The sequence below is a fragment of the Ferrimonas pelagia genome, from assembly GCF_039543565.1.
Classification (GTDB): domain Bacteria; phylum Pseudomonadota; class Gammaproteobacteria; order Enterobacterales; family Shewanellaceae; genus Ferrimonas; species Ferrimonas pelagia.
Genome location: NZ_BAABJZ010000098.1, coordinates 31,935 through 58,134 on the forward strand (window position 1 = coordinate 31,935; position 26,200 = coordinate 58,134).

General features: G+C 57.0%; 30 protein-coding genes. 25 read left to right on the forward strand and 5 right to left on the reverse strand.

Features of this window, described 5'->3' with window-relative positions:
- Window positions 1-69 precede the first annotated feature (69 nt).
- Window positions 70-852 carry a prolipoprotein diacylglyceryl transferase gene (lgt, locus tag ABEA08_RS16990; RefSeq protein ID WP_345336570.1) on the forward strand — a complete coding sequence of 261 codons (783 nt, stop codon included), beginning with the start codon at window positions 70-72 and terminating at the stop codon, window positions 850-852.
- 64 nt (window positions 853-916) lie between these two features.
- Here the strand turns inward: lgt and ABEA08_RS16995 are convergent, their stop codons facing one another.
- Window positions 917-1,768, reverse strand: coding sequence for a thymidylate synthase (locus ABEA08_RS16995; protein ID WP_345336571.1), 852 nt, complete (start codon window positions 1,766-1,768; stop codon window positions 917-919).
- A 452-nt stretch (window positions 1,769-2,220) separates the two neighbouring features.
- On the opposite strand from ABEA08_RS16995, the gene nhaA reads away from it, so the two are divergent.
- From nhaA to ABEA08_RS17025, 6 genes are all read left to right on the forward strand, one after another.
- Window positions 2,221-3,390, forward strand: a complete 1,170-nt coding sequence (gene nhaA / locus ABEA08_RS17000; RefSeq protein WP_345336572.1) for a Na+/H+ antiporter NhaA — start codon at window positions 2,221-2,223, stop codon at window positions 3,388-3,390.
- 23 nt (window positions 3,391-3,413) lie between these two features.
- On the forward strand, window positions 3,414-3,794 hold the full coding sequence (locus ABEA08_RS17005; protein ID WP_345336573.1) for a hypothetical protein: 381 nt from the start codon (window positions 3,414-3,416) through the stop codon (window positions 3,792-3,794).
- Between the two features lie 11 nt (window positions 3,795-3,805).
- Complete coding sequence (gene nhaR / locus ABEA08_RS17010) at window positions 3,806-4,717, forward strand: transcriptional activator NhaR (protein WP_345336574.1); 912 nt, start codon at window positions 3,806-3,808, stop codon at window positions 4,715-4,717.
- A 67-nt stretch (window positions 4,718-4,784) separates the two neighbouring features.
- Window positions 4,785-5,978, forward strand: coding sequence for a Bcr/CflA family multidrug efflux MFS transporter (locus ABEA08_RS17015; RefSeq protein ID WP_345336575.1), 1,194 nt, complete (start codon window positions 4,785-4,787; stop codon window positions 5,976-5,978).
- A 30-nt stretch (window positions 5,979-6,008) separates the two neighbouring features.
- Window positions 6,009-6,278: an FAD assembly factor SdhE gene (locus ABEA08_RS17020; protein WP_345336576.1), complete on the forward strand. Its 270-nt coding sequence runs from the start codon at window positions 6,009-6,011 to the stop codon at window positions 6,276-6,278.
- A complete protein-coding gene (locus ABEA08_RS17025; protein ID WP_345336577.1) occupies window positions 6,259-6,711 on the forward strand; it encodes a protein YgfX in 453 nt (150 codons plus the stop codon). The genes ABEA08_RS17020 and ABEA08_RS17025 overlap by 20 nt, the downstream gene beginning before the upstream one ends.
- Here ABEA08_RS17025 and nadB read toward each other — a convergent pair.
- Window positions 6,660-8,270: an L-aspartate oxidase gene (gene nadB, locus ABEA08_RS17030; RefSeq protein ID WP_345336578.1), complete on the reverse strand. Its 1,611-nt coding sequence runs from the start codon at window positions 8,268-8,270 to the stop codon at window positions 6,660-6,662. The genes ABEA08_RS17025 and nadB overlap by 52 nt on opposite strands.
- A 199-nt stretch (window positions 8,271-8,469) precedes the next feature.
- Here nadB and rpoE point away from each other — a divergent pair, with 199 nt between their 5' ends.
- From rpoE to acpS, 11 genes are all read left to right on the forward strand, one after another.
- Window positions 8,470-9,048: an RNA polymerase sigma factor RpoE gene (gene rpoE / locus ABEA08_RS17035; protein ID WP_345336579.1), complete on the forward strand. Its 579-nt coding sequence runs from the start codon at window positions 8,470-8,472 to the stop codon at window positions 9,046-9,048.
- 22 nt (window positions 9,049-9,070) lie between these two features.
- Window positions 9,071-9,649 (forward strand): sigma-E factor negative regulatory protein, encoded by a 579-nt coding sequence (locus tag ABEA08_RS17040; protein WP_345336580.1) that lies wholly within the window; start codon window positions 9,071-9,073, stop codon window positions 9,647-9,649.
- A gap of 3 nt (window positions 9,650-9,652) precedes the next feature.
- Window positions 9,653-10,594, forward strand: a complete 942-nt coding sequence (locus tag ABEA08_RS17045; protein ID WP_345336581.1) for a MucB/RseB C-terminal domain-containing protein — start codon at window positions 9,653-9,655, stop codon at window positions 10,592-10,594.
- A gap of 7 nt (window positions 10,595-10,601) precedes the next feature.
- The gene (locus ABEA08_RS17050; protein WP_345336582.1) at window positions 10,602-11,039 is read left to right on the forward strand and encodes a SoxR reducing system RseC family protein; all 438 of its coding nucleotides are present in this window, start codon (window positions 10,602-10,604) and stop codon (window positions 11,037-11,039) included.
- Window positions 11,040-11,249: 210 nt separating this feature from the next.
- Window positions 11,250-13,040, forward strand: a complete 1,791-nt coding sequence (lepA, locus tag ABEA08_RS17055; RefSeq protein WP_345336584.1) for a translation elongation factor 4 — start codon at window positions 11,250-11,252, stop codon at window positions 13,038-13,040.
- Window positions 13,041-13,046: 6 nt separating this feature from the next.
- Window positions 13,047-13,976 (forward strand): signal peptidase I, encoded by a 930-nt coding sequence (gene lepB / locus ABEA08_RS17060; RefSeq protein WP_345336585.1) that lies wholly within the window; start codon window positions 13,047-13,049, stop codon window positions 13,974-13,976.
- On the forward strand, window positions 13,976-14,650 hold the full coding sequence (rnc, locus tag ABEA08_RS17065; protein WP_345336637.1) for a ribonuclease III: 675 nt from the start codon (window positions 13,976-13,978) through the stop codon (window positions 14,648-14,650). Before lepB ends, rnc begins: the two co-directional genes overlap by 1 nt.
- Window positions 14,647-15,552, forward strand: a complete 906-nt coding sequence (era, locus tag ABEA08_RS17070; protein WP_345336587.1) for a GTPase Era — start codon at window positions 14,647-14,649, stop codon at window positions 15,550-15,552. Before rnc ends, era begins: the two co-directional genes overlap by 4 nt.
- The gene (gene recO, locus ABEA08_RS17075; RefSeq protein WP_345336588.1) at window positions 15,539-16,258 is read left to right on the forward strand and encodes a DNA repair protein RecO; all 720 of its coding nucleotides are present in this window, start codon (window positions 15,539-15,541) and stop codon (window positions 16,256-16,258) included. The genes era and recO overlap by 14 nt, the downstream gene beginning before the upstream one ends.
- Window positions 16,236-16,970 carry a pyridoxine 5'-phosphate synthase gene (gene pdxJ, locus ABEA08_RS17080; protein WP_345336589.1) on the forward strand — a complete coding sequence of 245 codons (735 nt, stop codon included), beginning with the start codon at window positions 16,236-16,238 and terminating at the stop codon, window positions 16,968-16,970. The genes recO and pdxJ overlap by 23 nt, the downstream gene beginning before the upstream one ends.
- Complete coding sequence (gene acpS, locus ABEA08_RS17085) at window positions 16,970-17,362, forward strand: holo-ACP synthase (RefSeq protein ID WP_345336590.1); 393 nt, start codon at window positions 16,970-16,972, stop codon at window positions 17,360-17,362. The genes pdxJ and acpS overlap by 1 nt, the downstream gene beginning before the upstream one ends.
- Before the next feature lie 93 nt (window positions 17,363-17,455).
- Here acpS and ABEA08_RS17090 read toward each other — a convergent pair whose 3' ends face one another.
- From ABEA08_RS17090 to ABEA08_RS17100, 3 genes are all read right to left on the reverse strand, one after another.
- Complete coding sequence (locus ABEA08_RS17090; RefSeq protein WP_345336591.1) at window positions 17,456-17,845, reverse strand: hypothetical protein; 390 nt, start codon at window positions 17,843-17,845, stop codon at window positions 17,456-17,458.
- Between the two features lie 43 nt (window positions 17,846-17,888).
- Window positions 17,889-19,157 carry an HlyC/CorC family transporter gene (locus ABEA08_RS17095; RefSeq protein WP_345336592.1) on the reverse strand — a complete coding sequence of 423 codons (1,269 nt, stop codon included), beginning with the start codon at window positions 19,155-19,157 and terminating at the stop codon, window positions 17,889-17,891.
- Between the two features lie 84 nt (window positions 19,158-19,241).
- Window positions 19,242-20,030: a cytochrome C assembly family protein gene (locus tag ABEA08_RS17100; RefSeq protein WP_345336593.1), complete on the reverse strand. Its 789-nt coding sequence runs from the start codon at window positions 20,028-20,030 to the stop codon at window positions 19,242-19,244.
- 191 nt (window positions 20,031-20,221) lie between these two features.
- Here ABEA08_RS17100 and ffh point away from each other — a divergent pair, with 191 nt between their 5' ends.
- From ffh to tyrA, 7 genes are all read left to right on the forward strand, one after another.
- Entirely contained in the window at window positions 20,222-21,589 is a 1,368-nt protein-coding gene (gene ffh / locus ABEA08_RS17105) for a signal recognition particle protein (protein ID WP_345336594.1), read from the forward strand.
- Between the two features lie 168 nt (window positions 21,590-21,757).
- The gene (gene rpsP / locus ABEA08_RS17110) at window positions 21,758-22,009 is read left to right on the forward strand and encodes a 30S ribosomal protein S16 (protein ID WP_345336595.1); all 252 of its coding nucleotides are present in this window, start codon (window positions 21,758-21,760) and stop codon (window positions 22,007-22,009) included.
- A gap of 23 nt (window positions 22,010-22,032) precedes the next feature.
- Window positions 22,033-22,563, forward strand: coding sequence for a ribosome maturation factor RimM (gene rimM, locus ABEA08_RS17115; RefSeq protein ID WP_345336596.1), 531 nt, complete (start codon window positions 22,033-22,035; stop codon window positions 22,561-22,563).
- Between the two features lie 16 nt (window positions 22,564-22,579).
- Window positions 22,580-23,326, forward strand: a complete 747-nt coding sequence (gene trmD / locus ABEA08_RS17120; protein WP_345336597.1) for a tRNA (guanosine(37)-N1)-methyltransferase TrmD — start codon at window positions 22,580-22,582, stop codon at window positions 23,324-23,326.
- A 31-nt stretch (window positions 23,327-23,357) separates the two neighbouring features.
- On the forward strand, window positions 23,358-23,705 hold the full coding sequence (rplS, locus tag ABEA08_RS17125; protein ID WP_345336598.1) for a 50S ribosomal protein L19: 348 nt from the start codon (window positions 23,358-23,360) through the stop codon (window positions 23,703-23,705).
- Between the two features lie 249 nt (window positions 23,706-23,954).
- A complete protein-coding gene (locus ABEA08_RS17130; RefSeq protein WP_345336599.1) occupies window positions 23,955-25,031 on the forward strand; it encodes a 3-deoxy-7-phosphoheptulonate synthase in 1,077 nt (358 codons plus the stop codon).
- Entirely contained in the window at window positions 25,031-26,167 is a 1,137-nt protein-coding gene (gene tyrA / locus ABEA08_RS17135; protein ID WP_345336600.1) for a bifunctional chorismate mutase/prephenate dehydrogenase, read from the forward strand. Before ABEA08_RS17130 ends, tyrA begins: the two co-directional genes overlap by 1 nt.
- The last annotated feature ends 33 nt before the right edge of the window (window positions 26,168-26,200 follow it).

The window sequence follows — 26,200 nt, forward strand, 5'->3', positions numbered from 1 at the left end:
GCCGTTGATGGCCATTCTCTCTATGCTAGGGTGCAATTCCCGCTCAACATTACGGACTTAAGACGCTCCATGGCTGAAACTTGGTTTTCCTTTCCTCAGATCGATCCCATCATCGTTGAGATCGGCCCGTTGGCACTGCGCTGGTATGGGATGATGTACCTGCTTGGTTTTCTTGCGGCCATGTGGTTACTCAACCGTCATGCCGACAAGCCGAATTCGGGCTGGACCCGAGATCAGGTCTCCGATCTGTTGTTCTATAGCTTCTTGGGTGTGGTGCTCGGTGGGCGCTTGGGTTACGTGCTGTTTTACGGCTGGCAATGGCTGGTGGCCGATCCACTCTATCTGTTCCGGATCACCGATGGCGGCATGTCGTTCCACGGCGGCCTGATCGGGGTGATTGTGGCGATGGGGTATGTCGCCTGGCGTCAGCAGCGGACTTACTGGCAAGTGGCCGATCTGGTGGCGCCGGTTGTGCCGATCGGATTGGGCCTAGGTCGACTCGGAAACTTTATCAATGGTGAGTTATGGGGACGTACCACGGATGTGCCTTGGGCCTTTGTGTTTCCGGGCGCGGGCGCTCTGCCGCGTCATCCGTCACAGTTGTATGAAGGCTTCTTGGAGGGGGTGGTGCTGTTTTGGGTGTTGTGGTGGTTCGCCAAAGGGGATCGCAAGCCCGGCGCCGTCGCTGGACTGTTCCTGATCGGCTATGGGGTGTCGCGCTTCATTGTCGAGTTTGTGCGTGAGCCGGACGCCCACATGAGCCTCTATCTGGGCTTGACCATGGGTCAGTTGTTGACCGTGCCCATGCTGGCGTTTGGCCTCTATCTGATGGCTCGTCCCCGAGTGAAGTGACCGTCGGTTGTCGAGTAACAAAAAAGCCAGCGAAAGCTGGCTTTTTTGGATCTTGCTGCCGGGCTCAGACCGAGAACGGGTACTTAATGGGATCGTGGTGCTGGTAGTCTTCCACGGCAAAATCGTCCAGGGTTACCCAGGTTTCGATGTCTTCCAGTGACTGGATCTTGGGGTTGATGATCAGCTTGGGCGACGTATAGGGCGTGCGCGTTAACTGAATGTCACGCATCGGCGCGAGCTGATCTTCGTAGATGTGGGCGTTGACGATCTTGTGGTACGCCTGACCGGCTTTGTGGCCGGTGATCTGGGCGACTAGCGCCAGCAGAACGTAGACCTGTACCATGTTGAAATTCAGCCCCAGCGGCACATCACAGCTGCGTTGGGTGCTATTGAGGTACAGCGTGTCGCCCAGCAGCGAGAAGTGGTGGCTATACATGCAGGGCCGCAGGCAACCCAGCTCGAATGCCCCAGGATGGTAGAAGGTCAGGATCTCGCCGCGGTTGTCGATCCCTTTGCTGAGATCATCAATGATCTGGCGCAGCAGATCGACACTGCCGCCTTCAGGCTTGGGAAAGGCGCGACCGAGTGCGCCGTAGATCAGCCCCATGTCGTCTTCGCCTTTGCGCCGGGGATTGGCCAGCCAGGCGGCGTTGTCGTTGGCATTGGCGTCCCAGGTCTTGGTGCCAAGTTGGCGAAAATCCGCCGCGTTGTCGTAGCCACGCAGGTAGCCCAAGATCTCGGCGATGGCCGAGCGCCAAAAGCTCTTGCGGGTGGTCACTAAGGGAAATTGATTGTTGCCGACGTCGTAGGTCAGATCCGCATTGATCACGGTAAGACAGCGCTTACCGGTTCGTTGGTTATCCACCCACACACCCTCATCGACGATGCGTTGGCACAGATCTAGATACTGCCTCATTACAATGCTTTCTCCTCAGTCACAATGGCGACATGGTATCAGGCCAACCTAGGATGGCAATTCGCAAACGAAGCGAGATTGGAGTCAGATTTATGAGCAGAGGGGGAAGTCGGGCGGCTCCGGCCAGAGCAGCCCCCGGTTTTACGCTTGGCAGCGGGCCACGCTTAGCAAGTATTGAGTGTGATTCAGGGTGATGTTACCGCTTCGTAAGTGCGGTTTTATGGCTTTGGGCTGGGTAAATAGTTACTGATTTATTCTTGGAATAGATTGTTTTTTGTTTGTTATCAGTGGCTTTCATATGGTTTGTGGTTATGCGTTTATTTCCACCAGAGGAATTAGAAAGCGTGACAAGCTTCACAACTCGAAAATACCGAGCTATATTTGCGAAAGAAACGATTTTCCCATCGGTTCGTATGTGACTACACTCCGTCTGTTAATTCTTGGAGAAGTGTATGAAGCACGCAATTAAAAACTTTCTGAGCCAGGAGTCCTCCGGCGGCATCCTGCTGATGATCGCCGTGGCCTTTGCCATGGTTCTGGCTAACTCGCCATTGGCTGGCCTGTACGATGCGTTTTTGAATGCGCCTGTACAGGTACGTATCGGTGCATTGGATATCGATAAAACCGCCCTGCTGTGGATCAACGATCTGCTGATGGCGTTCTTCTTCTTGCTGATTGGTTTGGAAGTTAAGCGTGAGTTGCTGCAAGGCGCTCTGTCTAGCCGTAGTAAGGCGGCGCTGCCAACCTTCGCTGCTATCGGCGGTATGGCGGCCCCTGCGCTGGTTTACCTGGCGTTTAACCACGCAGATCCTATTGCGGCCAATGGCTGGGCGATCCCTGCGGCAACCGACATCGCGTTTGCTTTGGGTGTATTGGCCCTGCTGGGCAGCCGTGTACCGGCAGCCTTGAAGATCTTCCTGCTGGCCCTGGCCATCATCGATGATCTGCTGGCGATCGTGATCATTGCCTTGTTCTACAGCGACTCCTTGTCAGCGGCCAGTTTGGCAGTTGCGGCTGCGGCTATCGTCGCGCTGTCTTTGATGAACCGTCGCGGTGTACGCGATCTGGGCCCATACATGCTGATCGGCCTGGTGCTGTGGGTTGCGGTACTGAAGTCTGGTGTCCACGCGACGCTGGCAGGCGTTATTTTGGCCTTTACCATCCCTCTTAAGAAGGATGAGCACGGTCATTGCCCAAGCGAGCATCTCGAGCATGGCTTGCACCCTTGGAGCTCGTTCATGATCCTGCCGATCTTCGCCTTCGCTAACGCGGGTGTTAGCTTGTCGGGCATGTCTATTGGTGATGTGGCTTCGGCACTGCCTTTGGGCATTGCATTGGGTCTGCTCATTGGTAAGCCTCTGGGTATCATGGGCTTCTCTTGGATGGCTGTGAAGATGAAGCTGGCGACTCTGCCTGAAGGCATTGGGTTCAAACACCTGTTTGGTGTTTCCATGCTGTGTGCGATCGGCTTTACCATGGCGATGTTTATTGCCTCTCTGTCATTCCCTGTTGATGCTGTTGTCTACGGTGATTTGTCCCGCTTGGGGATCTTGATGGGTTCGACGGTTGCCGCCCTGATCGGTTACTTTTACCTTAAGGCGATCCTGCCTGAGTCAAAGTAAGTCGCGATAAAATGTGAGGGTTCATGAAGAAGAAAGCAAAGGGATTGCTTTTGATGCTGGCGACATTGTCGCCAGCATGGGCGAATGATATCAACTTGGCTCAATGTCAGGATTCGCCTCGCAGCGACGAGTGCCTGACCTATTTGGAAGGGTTGATCGATGGTGCGTTGGCGATGCGTGGGTTGATACAACCGGCGCCCCTGACAACCGATTCTGTGTCTGAGCGTGCACTGAAGTTTCGCAGTGGAAGGCGTTTCAAGCAGGCCAACGCGGCCTACTGTGAGCAGCGTCTGCCGCAGCGAGATCAGTTGGTGTTGGCGTTGGATGAATGGGTTGAACAAGGGATGATCACGACGCAGTCTGAACTGCAGCAGGCGTTAGCCCAACTAATGCACTGCCGATAATTGGGTATTGCATGGCTCATCTAAATTATAACCATCTGTATTATTTCTGGATGGTGCGCAAAAAGGGTTCGGTGGCTAAGGCGGCCGAGGCCCTTTTTTTGACTCCGCAAACCGTGACGGGCCAGATCCGTCAACTGGAGCAGCGGCTTGGTGGCAAGCTGTTTAAGCGTCAGGGGCGGCAATTGGTCACCTCGGAGTTGGGTGAATTGGTGTTTCGATACGCCGATAAGATGTACAGCTTATCTTACGAGATGCTGGATCTGCTCAATTACAATCAGGACAGTTCCATCCTGTTTGAGGTGGGCACATCGGATGCCTTATCCAAGTCTTTAGCGAGCCGACTGTTGCTGTCGGTGGTGCCGGATGATGGCTCGATCCACCTAAACTGTTTTGAATCGAGCGATGAGGATCTGATCGAGCGCTTATCTCAGCATAAGCTGGATATTGTGTTGTCGGGCAGTGACTCGGAATCGTTGAAGTACCCTGAGATCCTCAGCAAGAAATTGGGCCAGTGCGGCATCAGTTTCGTCTCCACCAAGACTTTGGATGGTGAGTTTCCCGCCAATCTAAAGGACGCCAAATTACTGATCCCACACCGTAAGACGGCATTGGGTCAGCAATTGCTGCGTTGGTTCGATGAGATCGGCTTGGTACCCAATATCATGGGGGAGTTTGACGACGCGGCGATGATGAAGGCGTTTGCTCATCTGAGCAATGGTGTGTTTGTGGTGCCGACGCTGTACCGGGAAGAGATCCTGGGGCGCGGGTTTGTGCTGATCGGCCAAACCGATGAGGTGCACGAGGAGTACCATGTGATGTTTGCTGAGCGCATGATCCAGCACCCGGCGGTGCGGCGCTTGCTCGATGCAGATTTCACCGAATTTTTTAGTGGCGCTGAAGCGGCGAGCATCGCGTTAGATTAATTGCGGCTTGCAGAGTTGTCGTTAACAATGGGATCCTAGTTCTCATCTATCCGGTGAGAGCTGTTCCGTGACCCGTCCTTCCTATTCTGTTGTGATTGCCCTGCTTGGGGCATTGGCTGGCTTAACGCCGCTGGCCATTGATATGTACCTCCCTGCCATTCCAACCTTGGCACAAAGCTTCGCGGTACCGGTTGAACTGGTGCAGTACAGCGTCAGCGTCTACTTGCTGGGCTTCTCCTTTGGCCAATTGTTTTACGGCCCGATCACCGACAGCATCGGTCGAATGCCCATTCTGATGTTTGGCATGGGCTTGTTCGTCTTTGGCAGCTTGGGCTGCGCTATGGCGCAAAGCCTGGATCAGCTGTTGTTGTTCCGGGTGCTGCAGGCGCTGGGGGGCGCGGCAGGCTCTGTGGTGCTGATGGGAATGATGCGTGATCTGTTTGCCGGTGACGAGTTTGCTCGCGCCGTCAGCTTTACCATGTTGGTGATGGCGCTTGCTCCTTTGATTGCGCCTTTGCTTGGTGGCTATCTGTTGTTGGTGGCGGGCTGGCGCAGTCTGTTTTTTTTACTGGCTTTGTTGGGTCTGCTGCTGGTGTTTGCGCTCTGGCGGGTGATCGGCGAGACCCTGTCGCAGCAAGCGCGTCCGCCTTTGGGCCTGCGCTCGGCGCTAAGGGGTTATGGCCAGATCCTCAAACACCGTGAGTGCATGGCTTATCTGTTGGTGGGGATCTTCGCCTCGTGTGCACTGTTCTCCTTTGTCACGGGGGCATCTTTTGTCTACATCGAGTATTTCGGGATCGCGCCGGAACATTTTGGTTATCTGTTTGGCGTGAACGTGCTCACCATGATGTTTTGCACCAGCCTGAATGCGCGGTATGTGGCACGCCTTGGTCGGGTCCGCATGCTGCAATACGGTCTTAGCCTGTCCGCGCTAGGATCCATCTTGTTGTTATTGCTGCATGTTTTGGCCTTCGAATCGGTGCTGGCGATCGTGATCCCGGTGATGATGATCTTTGGTCCTATCGGTTTGATCTCGGCGAACTCTACCGGTTTGTCGCTGGATCTGATCCCCCATCTGAGCGGCTCAGTTGCCGCCTTAGGGGGCTGTTTGCGCTTCGCCGGTGGGGCGTTTGCCGGGTTATTGATGAGCCTGGCTCACAGTGGCACGCCTTTACCTTTGGTGCTGGCCATGGCGAGCTGTTCTCTTTGTTCTGCAGGGATCTATCTGCGGATTAAGCGTGATAGACTCAACGGGTCATAAGCGATCGCAGTAGGATCTCAAGGAGAGAAGATGACCACAGGGCACAATGACCAAGTCAGACGGCTAAAATGGGCATGTCGACGCGGCATGCTGGAGTTGGATGTGTTGCTTGAGCCGTTTGTCGAGCACGAGCACGCCGCGCTCAGCGCGATAGAGCAAGAGGACTTTGTGCGGCTTTTGGCCTGTGATGATCCTGAATTGTTTGCGTGGTTTATGGGGCATGAGATCTGCCAGGATCCGCGCTTGGCGGCTTTGATTGGTCGGATCCTCGCGAGCAACCTTGAGCGTCACGCTTCATAGTTTTACCCCCCTTCCTTCCTACCACGCCCGGCGTTTTCGATTGTTGGGCTGGTTCTTATTGTTGTGCTCGCTTGGCCTGTGGCCTGAACGCTTACCGGAATGGTTTGACTGGCTGCGGGGCGGGATCGCGCTTGGCCTGCTGAGGCCGTTGTGGCGGGCACGCATCTTGCCGCCGACCCCCGGATTTCTGCTGAGCGAGGCGGGCTCGCTGCGCTGGCACGGCGCAAAGCAGGACTGGCCGCTGGCGCGTCAAAGCCGGTTATTGCCGGGCCTAGCACTGCTGTGTTGGTATCAGGGCGGGCGACGACACTGGTACTGGTGCCATCAAGACAGTTACGACACAGCCCACTGGCGTAGGCTGTGTCGTCTGGTGCTTGCGGCTCAGTCCGGTGACAACATCGTGGGCTGTGGCTCGGACAACGTCTCTGGGTGATCCAACGTAAAGTGCAGGCCGCGACTCTCCTTGCGCGCCATGGCGCTGCGGATGATAAGCTCCGCCACCTGCACCAGATTGCGCAGCTCGAGTAAGTCGTTGCTGATCTGGAAGTCGGCGTAGTACTGCTGGATCTCCGCTTTGAGCATCTCAACCCGACGCAGGGCGCGCTGCAGTCGCTTATCGGTGCGAACGATGCCGACGTAATCCCACATAAACAACCGCAGCTCATGCCAGTTGTGCGCGATCACCACCTGCTCATCCGAGTTCACCACCCGGCTGTCATCCCACGGCGGCAGTGCCACCTTGGGAAGCGGCGAACGATGAACAAACTCGCTTTCGATGTGGCGCGCGGCGGCGCGGGCAAACACCAAGCATTCCAGCAAGGAGTTACTGGCCATGCGGTTGGCACCATGCAGGCCGGTGTAGGCCACTTCGCCGATGGCATAGAGGCCAGGCAAACGGGTGGCCCCGTCCAGATCGGTCATCACGCCGCCACAGGTATAGTGGGCGGCAGGCACCACGGGGATCGGCTCGGCGGTGATGTCGATCCCCAGCTCCAGGCAGCGCTGGTAGATGGTGGGAAAATGCTTATGGATAAAGTCCGCGGGCTTGTGGCTGATGTCGAGGTACATGCAGTCGGCACCGAGGCGCTTCATCTCGTAATCGATGGCGCGAGCGACCACATCCCGCGGCGCCAACTCGGCGCGATCGTGGATCTCCGGCATAAAGCGGCTGCCATCGGGGCGGCGCAGGACGGCACCTTCGCCACGCAACGCCTCGGTCAGTAGGAAGTTTTTGGCTTGGGGGTGATACAGGCAGGTGGGATGGAACTGGTTGAATTCCATATTGGCCACCGGACAACCGGCGCGCCAAGCCATGGCGATGCCATCGCCGGAGGCGACATCAGGGTTGGAGGTGTACTGATAGACCTTGGAGGCACCGCCTGTGGCCAAGACCACGTAGGGGGCGTGTACGGTTTCAACCGCCTCGGCCTTGCGATTCCAGATATAGGCCCCGAGCACTCGGTTGTCGCCGGCGTGACCCAGCTTGGTGGAGGTGATCAGATCCACCGCGTTGTAGCCTTCGAGTACCTGAATGTTGGGGTGTTGTCGCGCTTGCTGCTGCAGCGTTTGTTGCACCTCTTTGCCGGTTGCGTCGGCGGCATGCAAGATGCGGCGGTGGCTGTGGCCCCCCTCTCGCGTCAAGTGGTAGCGGCTTTGGCCGGCTTCGTCGGTTTCGGTGTCAAAGTCGGCCCCTTTACGGATCAGCCATTCGAGCGCGGCACGGGCCTCTTGGGCGGTAAACTGGACTGCGGCGCGATCACACAGACCGGCACCGGCCACCAGCGTATCCTCGACGTGGGAGTCGATGGTGTCGTGCTCATCAAACACGGCTGCGATCCCGCCTTGGGCATAGTAGGTGGAGCCATCTTTGAGTTGGCTCTTGGCGATCACCATCACCTTCGCGTGTTTTGCCAGTTTCAGCGCCAGGGTCAACCCGGCGGCACCACTGCCAATGACTAATACATCAACGTGGTGTTCAAGCCCTTGATTCATCCGTTATCATGTCATTCAGATTGGGTTCGCGTATGGTACTCCTGAACGGCCCAAACTCCCAATCCCTATTGTGAGCAAGGGGTTGTGAGCCAAGTCATATTTTTTTACGAACTTTTCCCAGTTACCGTAGTCTGATTTAGTGCGCTTGATACGAGTGAACGGAAAATCAGTAGGTTAGTCAGTAGGAGAGAGCTCTCGAGTGAGTGAGCCGATAAGTGATCAGCAACTGGTCGAGCGCGTTCAGCAGGGCGATAAGCAGGCGTTTAATCTGCTTGTCGTGAAGTATCAACACAAGGTGGCCAATCTGATCGGCCGTTATGTGAAGAACCCTGGTGATGTGGCTGATGTGGCCCAGGAGGCGTTTATTAAAGCCTATCGCTCGTTGCCCAATTTTCGTGGCGACAGTGCGTTTTATACCTGGCTGTATCGGATCGCAGTGAACACCGCCAAGAATCATCTGGTGTCGCAGGGGCGTCGTCCCCCGGCCAATGATGTCGACGCGGAAGAAGCGGAATTTTACGACGGTGCGGATGCGCTGCGTGATGTGGCATCGCCTGAGCGTCAGGTGTTGTCCGACGAGATCAAGCAAGCGGTGTTCAGCACCATTGAAAGCTTGCCTGAGGAGTTGAAAGTGGCGATCACCCTTCGTGAGCTGGAAGGCATGAGTTACGAAGAGATCGCGTCGGTGATGGACTGCCCTGTGGGCACTGTTCGCTCCCGGATCTTCCGGGCTCGAGAAGCCATCGATAAGAAGATCCAACCGCTGATGGAGCGGTAACTGAAACGTTAAGGTGAGTATGGTGACAGAGAGACAGGAACAGTTGTCGGCGTGTGTGGATGGCCAGGAGCATGGCGACATTTTGGACCGGATCTGTGCGGAGCCCGAGCTGCAGCAGCAATGGCACCGTTATCATCTGATCGGGGATGCGATGCGCGGTGAACTGCCCGCCACGCTGCAGTTCGACATTGCCGATAAGGTGGCGATGCAGCTGGAGCAGGAGCCGACGATCTTGGCACCGAAGCCGAGTAAGCGCCGTTTTGCGCTGCCGGCTCAGGTGGTGAGCTTGGGTCAGCGCTTCGGTCAGTACGCCATTGCAGCAGGGGTGGCGGCGGTCGCCGTTGTTGGGGTGCAGCAGTATGGGGCGGAGCAGTCACTGACCAGCCCGATCCCGGTGCTGCAGACCACGCCACTGCTTGGTGCGCCAACGCCGGCCAGCTATTCGGTGCCAGGCATGGGGGTACAGGAGCCTCAGCGTGACGCCGAGCGGGAGGCGCATGAGCAGCACTTGCGTGCCAATGCGTTCTTGCGTGATCACCTGCTTCAGCAGCGGTTAAATGGTATCGTTGTGGACGCCCCCGCTCAGTCACAGGACAGATAAAATTTGTTACGTCGTATCCTGATCTTGGTCGCTTTGACGATGGCTCCCATCGTCCAGGCGGCCGATTCCAGCGCTGCCCGCCAATGGCTGGAGCGGATGGAGCTCGCCCTCAATCACCATAACTTCCAACTCTCTTTAGTGCAGATGCAGCGGGATCAGATCCGCGCAATGCGTTATCACCATGGTGTGTTCGATGAAGCCCAGGTGGCGTTGTTGGAACACCTCAACGGCCCGATCAAAAGTGCCATCCGCTTGGATGATAAAGTGGTGTTCATTGAGCACGACGTGCAACCCTATGGAGTACGCAGCGATCGGATCCCTGGGATGTTACCCGGCGTGTTTGCCGGTGGGATCGCCAAGCTGGAGCCGCATTATCGCTTCGTCGAAGGCGGACGCAATCGCGTCGCCGGACGCACCGCACAGCTGATCCGCATCGTCTCCGGCGATCCCTATCGCTTCCAATATCGGGTGTGGCTGGACGTGGAGAGTGCACTGCCATTGCGGGTTGATCTGGTTGATCAGGAAAACAGCCTGCTTGAGCAGTTGCTGGTGATCGAGCTGCATCAGTTTGAGCAAGCCTCGCCGTTATTGATTGAGCTGCGTGAGCGGACCTGGCCCGAGGTGATGGAAGCGCCGGAGCGTCAATTGCAGCAGCGTTGGCGCTTTGGCTGGTTACCGGCAGGTTTTGAGGTTCAGCACTATGATCAACATATGTTGTTGGGGCTGAATGAGCCGGTGGAGTATCTGGCCTTGAGTGATGGCTTGGCGGAGTTTTCGGTCTACATTGGTCTGGCGGGGCGCGTGACCCTGCCGGGGAATGTGACGGCGGGCAATGGTCTGGCCTTGGCCAGCGCGGTGCATGGCGAGGTCGAAGTGGTCGTGGTGGGTAAGTTGCCGGTGGAAACCTTGGCCAATGTGGCCGAGAACATCTACCCGGCGAAGTGAGGCGATGATGATCGAAGCGATCGCACGGGTAGAGCGCTGGGAACGCGGCTTGCTCACTATCAGCTGGCGCAATCAGAGTGCCTGCGGTCACTGTGAGCAGGGCGACGATTGTGGCACCGGCATTGTTGCCAAGGCGTGGACGCCGAAACAGAATCGATTGACCTTGCCCTCTGAGGAGGCATACCCGGCAGGAACCCAATTGCGGATCGGCATCGCCGAGCAGGATCTGCTGCGATTATCCGCGGCGGTCTACCTGCTTCCGTTACTGGGCGGGATCGGGGCTGCGGTACTGGCGCACCTGTTGTCGGTCGGTGAGCCACTCACCATCCTGTCCTGTTTGACCGGCGGCGCGGCGGGGTTTGCGTTGGCCAGGCGTTGGGCGCGTTATCAACCGCGGCCTTTGACCATCCTCGGAGATTTGGGCCTGCCGATCTCGGGTTCATAGCCCAGCGGGCAAAAATCCGCTAAAATCGCTCCCCTTACACTAGATTTAGGCGGGCGCTGCATCCTTTATAGCCCCGACTTGAAGAATAAAGCCAATTCGAATTCAGCTTCGAATTGGCTTTTGTCAGATAAATTAGCGGTTAATGGCAGTCGCCCAAGGCGCCTTGTCCTTGATCCTTTGGTTCAGTTTTTTTGCGAAGTAGCGGCACCGATGAAGCATATCCGTAATTTTTCGATCATTGCACACATCGATCACGGCAAGTCGACCTTGTCCGATCGTTTGATCCAGCACTGCGGCGGCTTGTCCGAGCGCGAAATGGAAGCCCAGGTTCTGGACTCCATGGATATTGAGCGTGAGCGTGGCATCACCATTAAGGCCCAGAGTGTGACCCTGGACTACAAAGCTCAGGATGGTGAAACCTACCAGCTGAACTTCATTGATACCCCAGGTCACGTTGACTTCAGCTACGAAGTTTCCCGCTCTTTGGCGTCCTGTGAAGGTGCGCTGCTGGTGGTGGACGCTGGTCAGGGGGTCGAAGCCCAGACATTGGCCAACTGCTACACCGCCATCGAGATGGATCTGGAAGTTTTGCCTATCCTCAACAAGATCGATCTGCCCCAGGCGGATCCGGATCGCGTTGCCGAAGAGATCGAAGACATCGTCGGCATCGATGCGATGGAAGCGGTGCGCTGCTCCGCCAAAACCGGCATTGGCATCGAAGATGTGCTTGAGTGCATCGTCCGTGATGTTCCGGCGCCGGAAGGCGATCCCGAGGCGCCACTGCAGGCGTCCATCATTGATTCCTGGTTTGACAACTACCTGGGCGTGGTTTCTTTGGTTCGCATTAAAAACGGCAAACTAAAGAAGAACGATAAGATCAAGATCATGAGCACCGGCCAGGTTTGGGGCGTCGACCGTTTGGGGATCTTTACCCCGAAGCAGATCGACACTCAGGAGCTGAAGACCGGTGAAGTGGGCTGGGTGGTCTGTGGGATCAAAGAGATCCACGGTGCGCCAGTGGGCGATACCATCACCCACAACAAGCACGGTGCGACCGAAGCGCTGCCGGGCTTCCAGAAGGTTAAGCCACAGGTTTACGCCGGACTGTTCCCGATCTCCTCGGAAGACTATGAAGCCTTCCGTGATGCGCTGGCCAAGCTGTCGCTCAACGATGCTTCGCTGTTTTACGAGCCAGAAACCTCGGCGGCACTGGGTTTCGGCTTCCGTTGTGGCTTCCTGGGCATGCTGCACATGGAGATCATTCAGGAGCGTCTAGAGCGCGAATACAATCTGGATCTGATCACCACGGCACCAACGGTTATCTACAAGGTTAAGACGACGTCCGGCGAAGAGCTGATGGTGGATAACCCTTCGGGCTTGCCGGCTGTGAACAACATCGAGACCATTGCTGAGCCGATTGTGGAAGCCAATATTTTGGTGCCGCAAGAGTACTTGGGCAACGTGATCACTCTGTGTATTGAAAAGCGCGGTGTGCAGAAGGACATGACTTACCACGGTAAGCAGGTGGCGGTGAAGTATGAACTGCCGATGGCGGAAGTGGTGTTGGACTTCTTCGACCGTCTCAAATCCACCAGCCGCGGATACGCGTCGCTGGATTACAGCTTTGTTCGCTTCCAAGAAGAGGACATGGTGCGGGTGGATGTGCTGATCAACGGCGATCGCGTCGATGCGCTGGCAATGATCACCCACAAAGACAACGCCCAGTTCCGAGGCCGTCAGCTGGTGGAGAAGATGCGAGAGCTTATCCCACGGCAGATGTTCGACATCGCGATCCAGGCCTCCATTGGTAACCACATTATTGCTCGCTCGAACGTGAAGGCGCTGCGTAAAGACGTGACCGCTAAGTGTTACGGCGGTGATGTAAGCCGTAAGAAAAAGCTGCTGCAGAAGCAAAAAGAAGGTAAGAAACGGATGAAGCAGGTGGGCAACGTAGAAGTGCCCCAGGAAGCCTTCTTGGCCATTTTGAAAGTCGGAGACTAATACTGCATGGCAACCTTGTTCTCGCACCTGTTGGTGCTGTTGACCCTGATCACCGGATTGGTCTGGGCGTTTGATCATTTTCTGCTGCGGCCTAAGCGTTTGGCTGCGGTCGAGGCCTTCGATGCCAACGCTGGCTTGCAGTTGCCCGAAGCCAAGCGTGATGAACAACGCACCGAACTGATGCGGGAAGGGTGGTTTGCGGAAAACTGTCATTCGGTCTTTCCGGTGTTGGCCGTGGTTCTGGTGTTGCGCTCGTTTATCTACGAGCCGTTCCAGATCCCGTCGGGCTCGATGATGCCAACCTTGCTGGTCGGCGACTTTATCCTGGTGGAGAAGTTTGCCTACGGCATCAAAGATCCGGTTCTGCGCAAGACGCTGGTCGAAACCGGCCAGCCGAAGCGGGGCGATGTGGCGGTGTTTAAATACCCACAGGATCCGCGCATTGATTACATCAAGCGGATCGTCGGCCTGCCGGGCGATCGGGTGATCTACAGTAATAAAGAGCTCTACATTCAGCCGGCTTGCGTCAGTGGTACTGAGTGTCAGCCGATGCAGAAGCTGTCACGTGCTCAGGTCAATCGAGGCGAGTTCGTCGATGGGGGCGTCGAGTTACTCCGTTACCGGGAGGTGCTGGGCGACGTAACCCACGATATCTTGATCGATCCGAGCAAGCCGGCCATGAACCAGTATTTTTATCCGCAAAGCGGCACTAAGACCGGTGAATGGGTTGTACCGGAAGGCCAGTACTTCGCGATCGGCGATAACCGAGACAACAGCGCTGATGGCCGTTTCTGGGGCTTTATCGACGAGGAGTTGTTGGTGGGCAAAGCGGTATTTATCTGGATGTCTTTTGAATTTGAACGTGGGCATGACAGCCTGTTGCCCGGTTGGATCCCAACCGGCGTTCGTTTTAACCGGATCGGAGGCCTTGAGTGATTCAGGCGAACCTCAAACGTTTGCAGGATGCGCTGGACTATCAATTCAAGGATTTGAATTTGCTGAAGCTGGCCCTAACCCACCGCAGTGCGGCGGGCCAGCATAATGAACGCCTTGAGTATCTGGGCGACGCGGTGCTGTCGATGGTGGTTGCGGAAGATCTGTACTTGCGCTTCCCGAAGGTCAGTGAAGGCGATATGACCCGGATGCGGGCGACCTTGGTGAAGGGCGTGACCCTAGCCGAGATCGGCCGCGAGTTGGTGTTGTCCGAGGTGATCCGCTTAGGCCCGGGCGAGCTTAAGTCCGGCGGTTTTCGCCGTGAGTCGATCCTGGCGGATGCGGTTGAAGCGATCATCGGCGCCGTGTTCCTCGACGGCGGGGTGGAGCAGGCCAAACAGTTGATCCTCGGATTGTACAAAGACCGACTCGATGCGATCAAGCCGGGCAGCCGGCAGAAAGATCCTAAGACCCGATTGCAGGAGTATCTGCAGGGGCGCAAGAAAGCGCTGCCAACCTATACCGTGATTGCCGTGGAAGGGGATGCCCACGACCAAACCTTTACCGTGAGCTGTCAGGTGGAAGATCTGGCTGATGCTGTGATCGGCCGTGGCGGCTCGCGCCGTAAGGCTGAGCAGGAAGCCGCCGCCCAGACACTGGAGTTACTGATCCCATGACCGATACCACCTATTGCGGCTTTGTTGCCATCGTTGGGCGCCCCAATGTGGGCAAATCCACCCTGCTGAACCGGATCCTGGGTCAGAAGGTGAGCATTACGTCACGCAAGCCGCAGACCACTCGGCATCGCATCATGGGGATCCACACCGAAGGGTCTCACCAGACCATCTTCGTCGATACCCCTGGGCTGCACAAAGAGGAAAAGCGCACCATCAACCGACTGATGAACCGGGCGGCGGCCAGCTCCATCGGTGACGTTGAGATGGTGGTGATGATGGTCGAAGGCACCAAGTGGACCGAAGACGATCAGATGGTGCTCAATAAGATCAAGCGTGGCTCCGGCGGTCGGAAGACCATTCTGGTGGTCAATAAGATCGATCAGGTCAAAGACCGGGCCGAGCTGATGCCGCATCTGCAGTGGCTGCAAAGCCAATTTGATTTTGATGCCATCATTCCGATGTCGGCGGGCAAAGGGGACGATCCGCAGACCATTGTTAAGATGGCGCAGGAGCTGCTCCCTGAGTGCATCCACTACTTCCCGGAAGACTATGTCACCGATCGCAGCTCCCGCTTTATGGCGGCTGAGATCCTGCGCGAAAAGCTGATCCGTTTCCTCGGTGATGAACTGCCCTACTCGCTGAATGTCGAGATCGAGCAGTTTGCCATGGATGAAAAGGGCACCTATCACATCAATGCCTTGATCTTGGTTGAGCGTGAAGGCCAGAAGCGCATGGTGATCGGCAATAAGGGCGAGAAGATCAAAACCATTGGTCAGCAGGCGCGCCTGGACATGCAAGAGATGTTCGACACCAAGGTGTACCTGGAGACTTGGGTCAAGGTGAAGTCGGGCTGGGCCGACGACGAACGGGCACTGCGAAGCCTGGGTTATGGCGACGACTGAGCCGCTCAGTCGAGCCTACCTGCTCCACGCCCGGCCTTACCGGGAAACCAGTCTGCTACTGGATCTCCTCTGCGAGGATCACGGCCGCATTGCGGCCGTGGCTCGTGTTGGCGGCCGCACCGGCCAAGCCAAGAGATCTCAGTTACAACCCTTCCGCCCGTTGCTGGTCGGCCTGTCCGGTCACTCCTCTTTGCGCACTCTCAGCCAGCTCGATGCCCCCAGCCTGCCTTTGCCCATTACCGGTGATGCGCTGTTCGGCGGGCTCTATATCAACGAGCTGTGCCAACGTCTGTTGTCGGAAGGGCAGGCGTTGGAGGGGCTGTTTGAATCCTATCATCAGGCGTTGATGGCGCTAGCCGCCGAGCAGGAGTTGCAGCGCTGCCTGCGCCATTTTGAGCTGCGGTTGTTGCAGAGCCAGGGCCACCTGCCGCCGTTATGGCAGGATGCGCAGGGCATTGATATTGTTGCCCAGCAACATTACGCTTGGCGCACCGGCGTCGGTATGCTGCCGATCGCCGGTGTCGGCTACTGTGGTGAGATGTTGCTGGCTTGGCAAAAGCAGGCCTTAGCAACGCCCGAGCAGTTGCGACAAGCAAAACATCTGATCCGAACCGTGCTGCGGCCACTGCTTGGTAACAAGCCGCTGCACAGCAGGACGCTATTCCAAAAACAACGAGGACGACATGAGCATTCTTCTGGGCGTTAACATCGACCATATCGCGACCCTGCGCCAGGCGCGGGGGACCAACTACCCGGATCCCGTTCATGCCGCCGCCATTGCCGAGATGGCCGGCGCGGATGGCATCACGATCCACTTACGTGAGGATCGCCGTCATATTGTCGATCGGGATGTTGAGGTGCTGGCGCAAACCTTGAAGACCCGCATGAATCTGGAGATGGCCGTAACCGACGAGATGCTGGCCATCGCCGAGCGTATCAAACCGACCTACGTCTGCCTGGTGCCGGAGAAGCGCGAAGAGCTGACCACCGAGGGCGGTCTGGATGTGGCCGGTCAGTTGGCTAAGATCACCCAGGCGGTGTCACGTCTGGCGGCGCAGAGCATCAAGGTGTCGCTGTTTATCGATGCGGATCCAGTCCAAATTGATGCGGCGGTGGCCGCTGGTGCGCCTTATATTGAGATCCACACCGGCGCTTACGCTGACGCCGAGAGTGACGCCGAGCAAGCGGCGGAGCTGGCGCGTATCGCCGAAGGTGCGCGTTATGCCGCTGGCAAGGGCTTGATCGTCAATGCCGGTCACGGCCTGCACTATCACAACGTCAAGCCGATCGCCGCCATCCCGGAGTTTTATGAGCTGAACATCGGCCACGCCATCATCGCCCGAGCCGCGTTGGAGGGGTTGGCGCCGGCGGTGCGTGAGATGAAGCAATTAATGCAGCAGGCCCGTCAGGGGATCTGATGGCGATCCTAGGGTTGGGTACCGACATCGTTGAGATCGCCCGGTTTAGCGAGCGACTTGAGCGTATGGGCGAGGAGAAGGCGGAACGCTTTGCCGCTCGGATCCTGACCCCGGATGAGCTGGAGGCCTGGCTGACTCACAGCGATCCGGCCCGGCTTCTGGCCAAGCGCTTTGCGGTCAAAGAGGCGGCGGCCAAGGCCCTTGGCACCGGCATTGGTCGCGGTGTGTCGTTCCAGCATATCGAGTTGTGCCATGACGCGTGGGGCGCGCCCCAGTTGCAGTTGAGTGACGGAGCGTTGGAGCGTTTGCGTCAACTCGGTGGCCAGCATTGTCACGTGAGCCTGTCTGATGAGCGACACTACGCGATGGCCACGGTGATCCTGGAGCGTTAACCGCCGAGTGCCTACGTTGACCCGACAAGCCGCACCTACCGTGCGGCTTTTTCAATGGTGCCGATCGGATGATGGGAGTGTGACTGGTATAAATTAAAATTGATACTTAGCGGTCAGGGCCAGGGCAAGTTGATCGGTCAGTGCCAAGCCTTCGTTGTGGCTGAGATCGAGCACAAAGGTGGCGCGGCCTTGGACGAGGCCACCGCCAAAGCGGGCTTGCCAGCGCGTTGCAGCGGAGGGCCGGGGCTGATAGCGGGCGACGGGGGCGAGTTGCGTGCCGATAAACCAGTTGCGGCGTTCACTGCCAAATTGAAGCAGTGGCACTAAGCGGGCTGGCTCAGGCATGCCGGGTTGACTGGTTAGGTTCCAAGCAAAGGGATCGGTTCGACCGTGCGAAGCGGGTTCGTTGCCATAGGCGGGTATCGACAATGCCGCCAAGCACAAGCTCGCGATGGGTGCCCACACACTTCCCTGCCAGGACATAGCATGCCTCCGTTGATGCCGGAGGTTAAGTGTAGCAGCGGTTTTAACCGGTGGGCTGGATCCGCACAAACTTGACCATGTTTTCGGCCACCTCGACGACCTCAAGGTTATGGCCCGCGACGTTCAGGCGAGTGCCCGGGGCGGGGATCTCCTCCAACTGCTCCAAGATTAAGCCGTTCAGGGTCTTGGGGCCGTCGGTTGGCAGGCTCCAGGCGGTCTCTCGATTGAAGTCACGCAGGGTGATGCTGGCATCCACCAACAGATTCCCGTCGGCTTCGCGGGTAATGTCTTCGCTGGGCGGGGTTTGCAGCCCGGTGGTGAAGTCGCCGACGATCTCTTCGAGGATGTCTTCGAGTGTGACCAGTCCCTGGATGTCACCATACTCATCGACCACCAAGCCAATGCGCTCTTTGGCCCGTTGGAACTTGAGCAGCTGCACATTGAGAGGGGTGCCTTCGGGGATGAAGTAGATCTCTCTCACCGCGCGCAGCAAGGTGCCTTTATCGGTGTCTTTTTGATGCTCTTTGGTGAGCAGACGCAGCACGTCGCTCAGATGAACAAAACCCACCACATCGTCGATGTTGTCGCGATAGAGCAGCACTCGGGTGTGTGGGCTGTGGGTCAGCTGACGGATAATGGCGCGATAATCGTCGTTGATGTCGATGGCGTACAGCTCGGCCCGGGGGATCATGATGTCCTCGACCGTGACCTTTTCCAGATCCAAAATGGAGACCAGCATCTCGCGGTGCCGGCGCGGGATCATACCGCCAGCCTCATGCACCACAGAGCGTAGTTCTTCAGGCGAAAGGTGATCGTCATTGCCGCTGCTGTGCCTGACCCCCATCAGTCGCAGTAAGCCGTTGCTGATCAGGTTAATGAAAAAGACGAAGGGGTAGCAGAGGCTCATCAGCGGTCGCAGCACGATGCTGTTGGGGTAGGCCAGCTTCTCCGGGTAACGAGCGGCGAAGGTTTTTGGGGTTACCTCGGCGAAGATCAGGACGATAAAGGTGAGCGCACCGGTGGCCACTGCGGGACCCCAATCGCCGAACCAACGCTGGCAGATGATGGTGGCTAATGAGGCGGCTGCGATGTTGACCACGTTATTGCCGATCAGGATCAGGCCGATCAATCTATCCGGGCGCTGGAGCAGACGCTCAGCCCGCTGGGCCCCGCTGTGGCCGTGTTGGGCCAGGTGTCGCAACCGATAGCGGTTGAGCGACATCATGGCGGTTTCCGTACCGGAGAAAAAGGCGGAGATAATGATCAGGGTTGTCAGGATCAGCAGTAAGCTGTTGGTGGAGATGGCGTCCAACGGGGTTTCTCAAAAGGCCTATGAGCTTCACATGAAACGGCGAAGCGCCCCGAGTGTCAAGAACTGCGGAGCGCGAGAGGGGAATTAGTTGAGGATCAGCTCTTTCACGACCCGACTACCGAAGTAAGCCAAGGTTAAAATGGCGGCGCCACTCAGGCTGTAGGCCACGGCGGTGCGGATCCGTACCCCTCGGGTATGATGTTGCAATAGCATGGTGCCGTACAGGCCCCAGGCCAGCATCGACAGGATGGCCTTATGGCCCTTGCCGTCACCGAGAAAGTTGTCGAGAAACACCCAGCCTGTCAGCAGACCGGCACTGAGCAGAACAAAGCCAACCCAGATGAAGTGATACAGTTGTTTCTCGACCGTCATTAAGGGGGGCAGGGCGGTATTGAGCATCAATTGGCGATCTTTGAGGCGACGGTCGATCCCGGCCAACTGCAGCGCGTAGAGGGCAGCCAGCAGCATGACCGCGTAGGCGAGCATGGCGAGGAAGACGTGGATCAATATCGCCGGCTCGGCTTCGAAATGGGTGATGTAGCTGGGCGGCAGCAGCCAGAGGGCGGCGACCGCTAAGATCGCCCCGGCGTACACCGCCGGCGCGGCGATCAACACCTTGAGGCGTGGCATCATGACGGTGATGGCCGCAGTAATAAACCAGATCAGCAGGGATAGGGTGTTGGTCAGGCTGAAGTTTTGCCCTTCTTTTACCATGATGGCATCCGTCAGCGCGACGGCGTGGGCCAACAGCGCCAGAGTGGCGATGACGGTGATCGGCTTCCGTTGGGGCCCCTGGGGGTGTAATAGGCGGGACGCCAAGAGGGCGAAAGCGATGACGTATCCTAAGATCGCCGCGACTGCGAATAACTCCATGTGATCCCTTTTCGCATTAATTTGTTCAGGCCGTTGCCTAAACCCAAACTCTGTTAGCAACAGCTTATCATGGGGTTAACCCTTTGCGCATCGGGGCAATGGCCACAGATGTGATCTGCGCTGGATTGAGTTTATTTCCCTGCCATCGCTATAATGGCGGCTTATTCCTATTGAGTGGTACAGCACAGGCGATGTTCCAGAATCTCTCCGAGCGTTTAAATCAAACGCTGAAAAACATCAGCGGTCGCGGTCGGCTGACCGAAGACAACATCAAAGACACCTTGCGCGAAGTGCGCATGGCGCTGTTGGAGGCGGACGTCGCCCTGCCGGTGGTGCGCGAGTTCATCAAGAAGGTGCGGGAGCGCGCCGTCGGCACCGAGGTCAGCAAGAGTCTGTCACCGGGCCAGGCGTTCGTTAAGATCGTGCGCACCGAGCTGGAAGCGGCGATGGGGGAGGCCAATGAAGCGCTGAACCTGGCGACCCAGCCTCCGGCGGTGATCATGATGGCTGGCTTGCAAGGGGCGGGTAAAACCACCTCGGTGGCTAAGCTGGCCAAGCACTTAAAAGAGCGCCAGAAAAAATCGGTGATGGTGGTCAGTGCCGACGTCTACCGTCCGGCGGCGATCAAGCAGTTGGAGACCCTCGCCGGCGAGGTGGAGGTGACCTTCTTCCCGTCGACCATCGAGCAGAAGCCGGTGGATATCGCCAACGCGGCCATCGCCGAGGCGAAGAAGCAGTTTATCGATGTGGTGATCGTGGATACCGCCGGTCGTCTCCACGTTGACGGTGAGATGATGGACGAGATCATCGCCTTGCATGCGGCCATCACCCCGATCGAAACCCTGTTTACCGTTGATGCCATGACGGGCCAAGATGCGGCCAACACCGCCAAGGCTTTTAACGAGGCGTTGCCGCTGACCGGGGTGATCCTGACCAAGGTGGACGGTGATGCCCGTGGCGGTGCCGCGCTCTCTATCCGCCACATCACCGGCAAGCCGATCAAGTTCCTGGGTGTGGGTGAGAAAACCGACGCACTGGAGCCGTTCCATCCGGATCGGATCGCGTCCCGGATCCTCGGCATGGGCGATGTACTTTCCCTGATCGAAGAGGTGGAAGCTAAGGTCGACCGCAAGCAGGCGGAGAAGCTGGCAACCAAGATGAAGACCGGTAAGGGCTTCGATCTGACCGATTTCCGCGATCAGCTGCAGCAGATGGACAACATGGGCGGCATGATGGGCATGCTGGAGAAGTTGCCAGGTGTGGGCCAGTTGCCACCGGAAGCACTGGCGCAAGTGCAAGACGGTAAGATGACCAAGCGGATGGAAGCGATCATCAACTCGATGACGCCCAAAGAGCGCGCGCGTCCTGACATTATCAAAGGCAGTCGCAAGAAACGGATCGCTGCGGGGGCCGGTACCAACATCCAGGAAGTGAACAAGCTACTGAAGCAGTTCACCCAGATGCAGAAGATGATGAAGAAGATGAAAGGGGGCGGGATGAAGAAAATGATGCGCAGCATGGGCGGTATGATGCCGCCGGGGATGAAATTCCCGCGTTAAATCCCGCCTGAACTGGCAGACTGCCGCTAAACTTAGCGCTGCCAGTGGCCACTTTATAGCCCGACCGGTTGCATTGAGCGCGAGTTCAGGTAAAATCGGCGGGCTTTCTACCTTGGGGCCATTTTTTGGCCCCTGTTTTATTGAACACCATTAGAGGATGTACACCGTATGGTTACCATTCGTTTGGCTCGTGGCGGCGCAAAAAAGCGTCCTTTCTACTCTGTTGTAGTTGCGGACAGCCGTAACGCCCGTGACGGCCGTTTCATTGAAAAAGTGGGTTTCTTTAACCCAATCGCAACTGGTCAAGCTGAAAAGCTGCGTCTGGACCTGGCCCGTGTTGAGCACTGGGTTGGTCAAGGTGCGTCTGTATCTGACCGTGTTGCTACCCTGATCAAAGACGCGCGTAAAGCGGCTGCTTAATCAGGCTTAGGTAAGGCACTCAGATGACCAACACTCAGGAAATGATCGTGGTTGGCCGACTCGGCTCAGCTTACGGGATCCGCGGTTGGTTGAAGGTCAATGCCTTTACCGACGCACAAGAAGGTATTTTCGATTACTCCCCCTGGTACCTGCAGGTACAAGGGCAATGGCAAGAAGTGAAGGTGGCCAACTGGCGCCAACACGGCAAAGGCGTTGTTTGTTTGCTGGAAGGGATCGCCGATCGCAACCAGTGCGAACAGTACGTTAATTGTGAGATTGCCATTAAAGCAGAACAGCTCAACGAGCTGCCAGAGGACGAGTTCTACTGGCGTGACTTGGTGGGGTGTTCGGTGGTGAACACGCAAGGCTACAACATGGGCGAAGTGACCGGTATTCTGGAAACGGGCTCCAATGATGTGCTGGAAGTGAAAGCCATGAGTAAAGATGCCTTTGGCAAACGAGAGCGTTTGATCCCGTTTGTCACCGAGCAGTTCGTCCTTGAGGTGGACTTGCAAGGTAAACAAATTAAAGTCGATTGGGATCCAAGTTTCTGACGACAAGGAGCTATCTATGTGGCTGGGGGTTGTAACCCTTTTTCCTGAGATGTTCCGTGCTATCACAGACTTCGGGGTAACCGGTCGGGCCGTGAAAAACGGCTTGCTTCAGGTACAAACGTGGGATCCTCGCGATTTCACCCATGATCGACATCGTACCGTGGACGATCGCCCTTACGGCGGCGGACCGGGTATGTTGATGATGGTTCAACCATTACGGGATGCCATCCGTGCTGCGAAAGCAGAAGCGGGGGAGGGGGCTAAGGTGATTTACCTGTCGCCTCAAGGGCGCAAGTTGACTCAACCGGGTGTTGAACAACTGGCAACCTATGAACGTGTGGTCTTGGTGTGTGGTCGATACGAAGGTGTTGATGAGCGCATCATTGAAGCTGAAGTGGATGAGGAGTGGTCCGTTGGTGACTATGTCCTCAGTGGCGGTGAGCTGCCGGCGATGAACCTGATCGATGCTGTGTCCCGTTTGGTACCCGGCGTGTTAGGCAAAGCGGCTTCGGCAGAGCAAGACTCCTTTTCGGATGGCTTGCTGGACTGTCCCCACTATACCCGTCCAGAGGTTCTGGATGGACAGGCAGTACCGGAAGTGTTGCTGAGCGGCAACCATGAATTGATCCGGAAGTGGCGCCTCAAGCAGTCTTTAGGACGCACTTGGGAACGTCGGCCGGAACTATTGAATAACCTAGCTCTGACTGACGAGCAGGCGAAATTGCTTGCCGAGTTTGTAACCGATAAAACGGTGAAACGTTAGAGTTTTCAGTTAATTCTAGGACGAGAATATTATGAGCAATATCATTAAGCAGCTCGAAGACGAGCAGTTGAAAAGCGACGTACCAGCCTTTGGCCCTGGTGACACTGTCGTTGTTCAAGTACGTGTAACTGAAGGCGAGAAGACTCGTCTGCAGGCATTTGAAGGTGTGGTTATCGCTAAGCGTAACCGTGGCCTGCACAGTGCATTCACTGTACGTAAGATCTCTAATGGTGAAGGTGTAGAGCGTGCGTTCCAGACCCACTCTCCACTGGTAGAAAGCATTGCCGTTAAGCGTCGCGGTCGCGTACGTCGTGCGAAACTGTACTACTTGCGTGAGCGCAGTGGTAAGTCTGCACGTATCCGTGAGCGTCTGAACTAAGATCGATTTATTTCGAGATTAGACTCAGTCTTACAAGCCCGCCTTAATGGCGGGCTTGTTCGTTGTTGGCCCCGCAACATCCCCTTGTCCCCCCTGCCTATCAGCCTTCTCTCTTTGGCTAAAATGTTGTTTATAAGCGGTTAATCCTCTTTCATTCGCCAAATGGCTGTTTACATAAGTTGCCATGGTTGGCAAGCTGTGAAGCAGACCGCGATAAGGCGGCGTGATGTGAAGTAAATGAGGCCGACAGTGCACAAGGACAGCATAAATAACATCCATATCGATTCAGAACGCGTATTGACCAGCCCTGCCGAGTTGAAACAGGCTCTGCCGCTGTCGGATAGCGCCTATCGATATATTCTGGATGCGCGCCGTCAGGTCGCCGATATCGTTCACAAACGCGACAGCCGCTTGCTGGTGATCGCCGGACCCTGCTCGATCCACGACATCGAATCGGCCAAGGAATACGCGGTTAAGCTGAAGAAGCTGCATGATGAGCTGGGCGATCAGTTTTACATCTTGATGCGGGTTTACTTTGAGAAGCCGCGTACCACCGTTGGGTGGAAAGGGCTGATCAATGATCCGGACATGAACGGCTCCTTCGATGTGGAAAAAGGCTTGAGGCAGGCGCGTGAATTGTTGATCTGGCTGGCCGAGCTGGAGTTGCCGGTGGCCACCGAGGCGCTCGATCCCATCAGCCCACAGTATCTGGGCGAGTTGTTCTCCTGGTCGGCGATCGGCGCCCGCACAACTGAGTCACAAACCCATCGGGAGATGGCGTCCGGGCTGTCGATGCCGGTGGGCTTTAAGAACGGCACTGATGGCAAGCTGGATGTGGCGATCAATGCGCTGCAAGCCGCGTCTCATAGCCACCGCTTTATGGGGATCAACCCCAATGGTCAGGTGGCGCTGTTGACCACACAGGGCAATCCGGATGGCCATGTGATCCTGCGTGGCGGTAAACAGCCAAACTACGATTCGGTCAATGTGGCTTTGTCGGAAGATGCGCTGCATCAGCATGGACTCAATGCCCGCCTGGTGGTGGATTGCAGCCACGGCAATTCCAGCAAGGATCACGCGCGCCAGCCTCTGGTGGCGCAGAACGTGTTCCATCAGATCATGGATGGCAATACCTCGATCATCGGCCTGATGTTGGAGAGCCACCTGAAAGAGGGCAACCAGAGCAGCGATCTGCCATGGGAGCAGTTGGAGTACGGTTTGTCCATCACCGACAAATGCATCGACTGGGCCACCACTGAGTCGCTGCTGCGGGTTGGTGCTCAGGCGCTGGCGCCGAAGCTGTCGAACCGATTTAAGGAGGCTTGATGGCGGAGCCAAGCAGTAAGGCATTGGACGGTCTGCGGGTTAAGATCGATGCGGTCGATCAGGAGCTGTTGCAGCTGTTACGTCGTCGGCTGGATCTGGTGGCCGAGGTGGGCGCCATCAAGCATAAGGATGGGGTGCCGATCTACGCGCCCAAGCGCGAGGCCAGTATGTTGGCCAAGCGCCGCGCCGAAGCGGAGGCGATGGGCATTCCGCCGCAGCTGATCGAGGATCTGTTGCGGCGGATGATGCGCGAGTCCTACATCTCAGAGAATGATGTGGGTTTTAAGCGGATCCATCCGACATTAGGGCCGGTGGTGATCGTCGGTGGCGCGGGTAAGCTGGGCCAAGTATTCGCTAATCTGTTTGGCTTATCCGGCTACGAGGTGCGGATCCTCGACAAGGCGGATTGGGCGCGAGCACCACAGCTGCTGGCCGACGCCGGTGCCGTGGTGATCTCGGTTCCCATTGAGGCCACCTGCGAGGTGATCGAGCGTTTGCCGCCGCTGCCTGTGGATTGTTTGCTGGTGGATCTGACCTCGATCAAGCAGGGTCCCTTGGCCGCCATGTTGCGGGTGCACCCCGGTCCGGTCTTGGGTCTACACCCTATGTTCGGGCCGGACGTCAGCAGTCTGGCCAAGCAGGTGGTGGTGGTTTGTCACGGCCGTGCGGAAGCCAAATATCAGTGGTTGCTGGAGCAGATCCAGATCTGGGGGGCCCGTCTGCATGAGGCGCCAGCGTCTGAGCACGATCAGGCGATGCAGTTGGTGCAGGCGATGCGACACTTTACCGCCTTCGTCTACGGCCTCCACTTGAAGCGCGAGCATGCGGATATCGAACAGCTGCTGCAGTTCAGCTCGCCGATCTACCGGTTGGAGTTGGCGATGGTCGGGCGCTTGTTTGCTCAGGATCCCAGCCTGTACGCCGACATTATCTTTGCCCAGCCAGACGCGTTAGCGCGCGCACGTCATTATCTGCAGCGTTACCAAGAGGCACTGGCGCTGTTGGAAGCGGGGGATAAAGCGGGCTTTTGTGACAGCTTTGCCGAGGTAGCAGAGTGGTTTGGTGACTTCGCCGAGCAGTTTCGCAGTGAGAGCGCCAATATGTTGATGGTGGCTAATGACAGCCGTAGCGTCTAAGTTACTCCTCATCACTCGGTTTTAGGCAGGCGG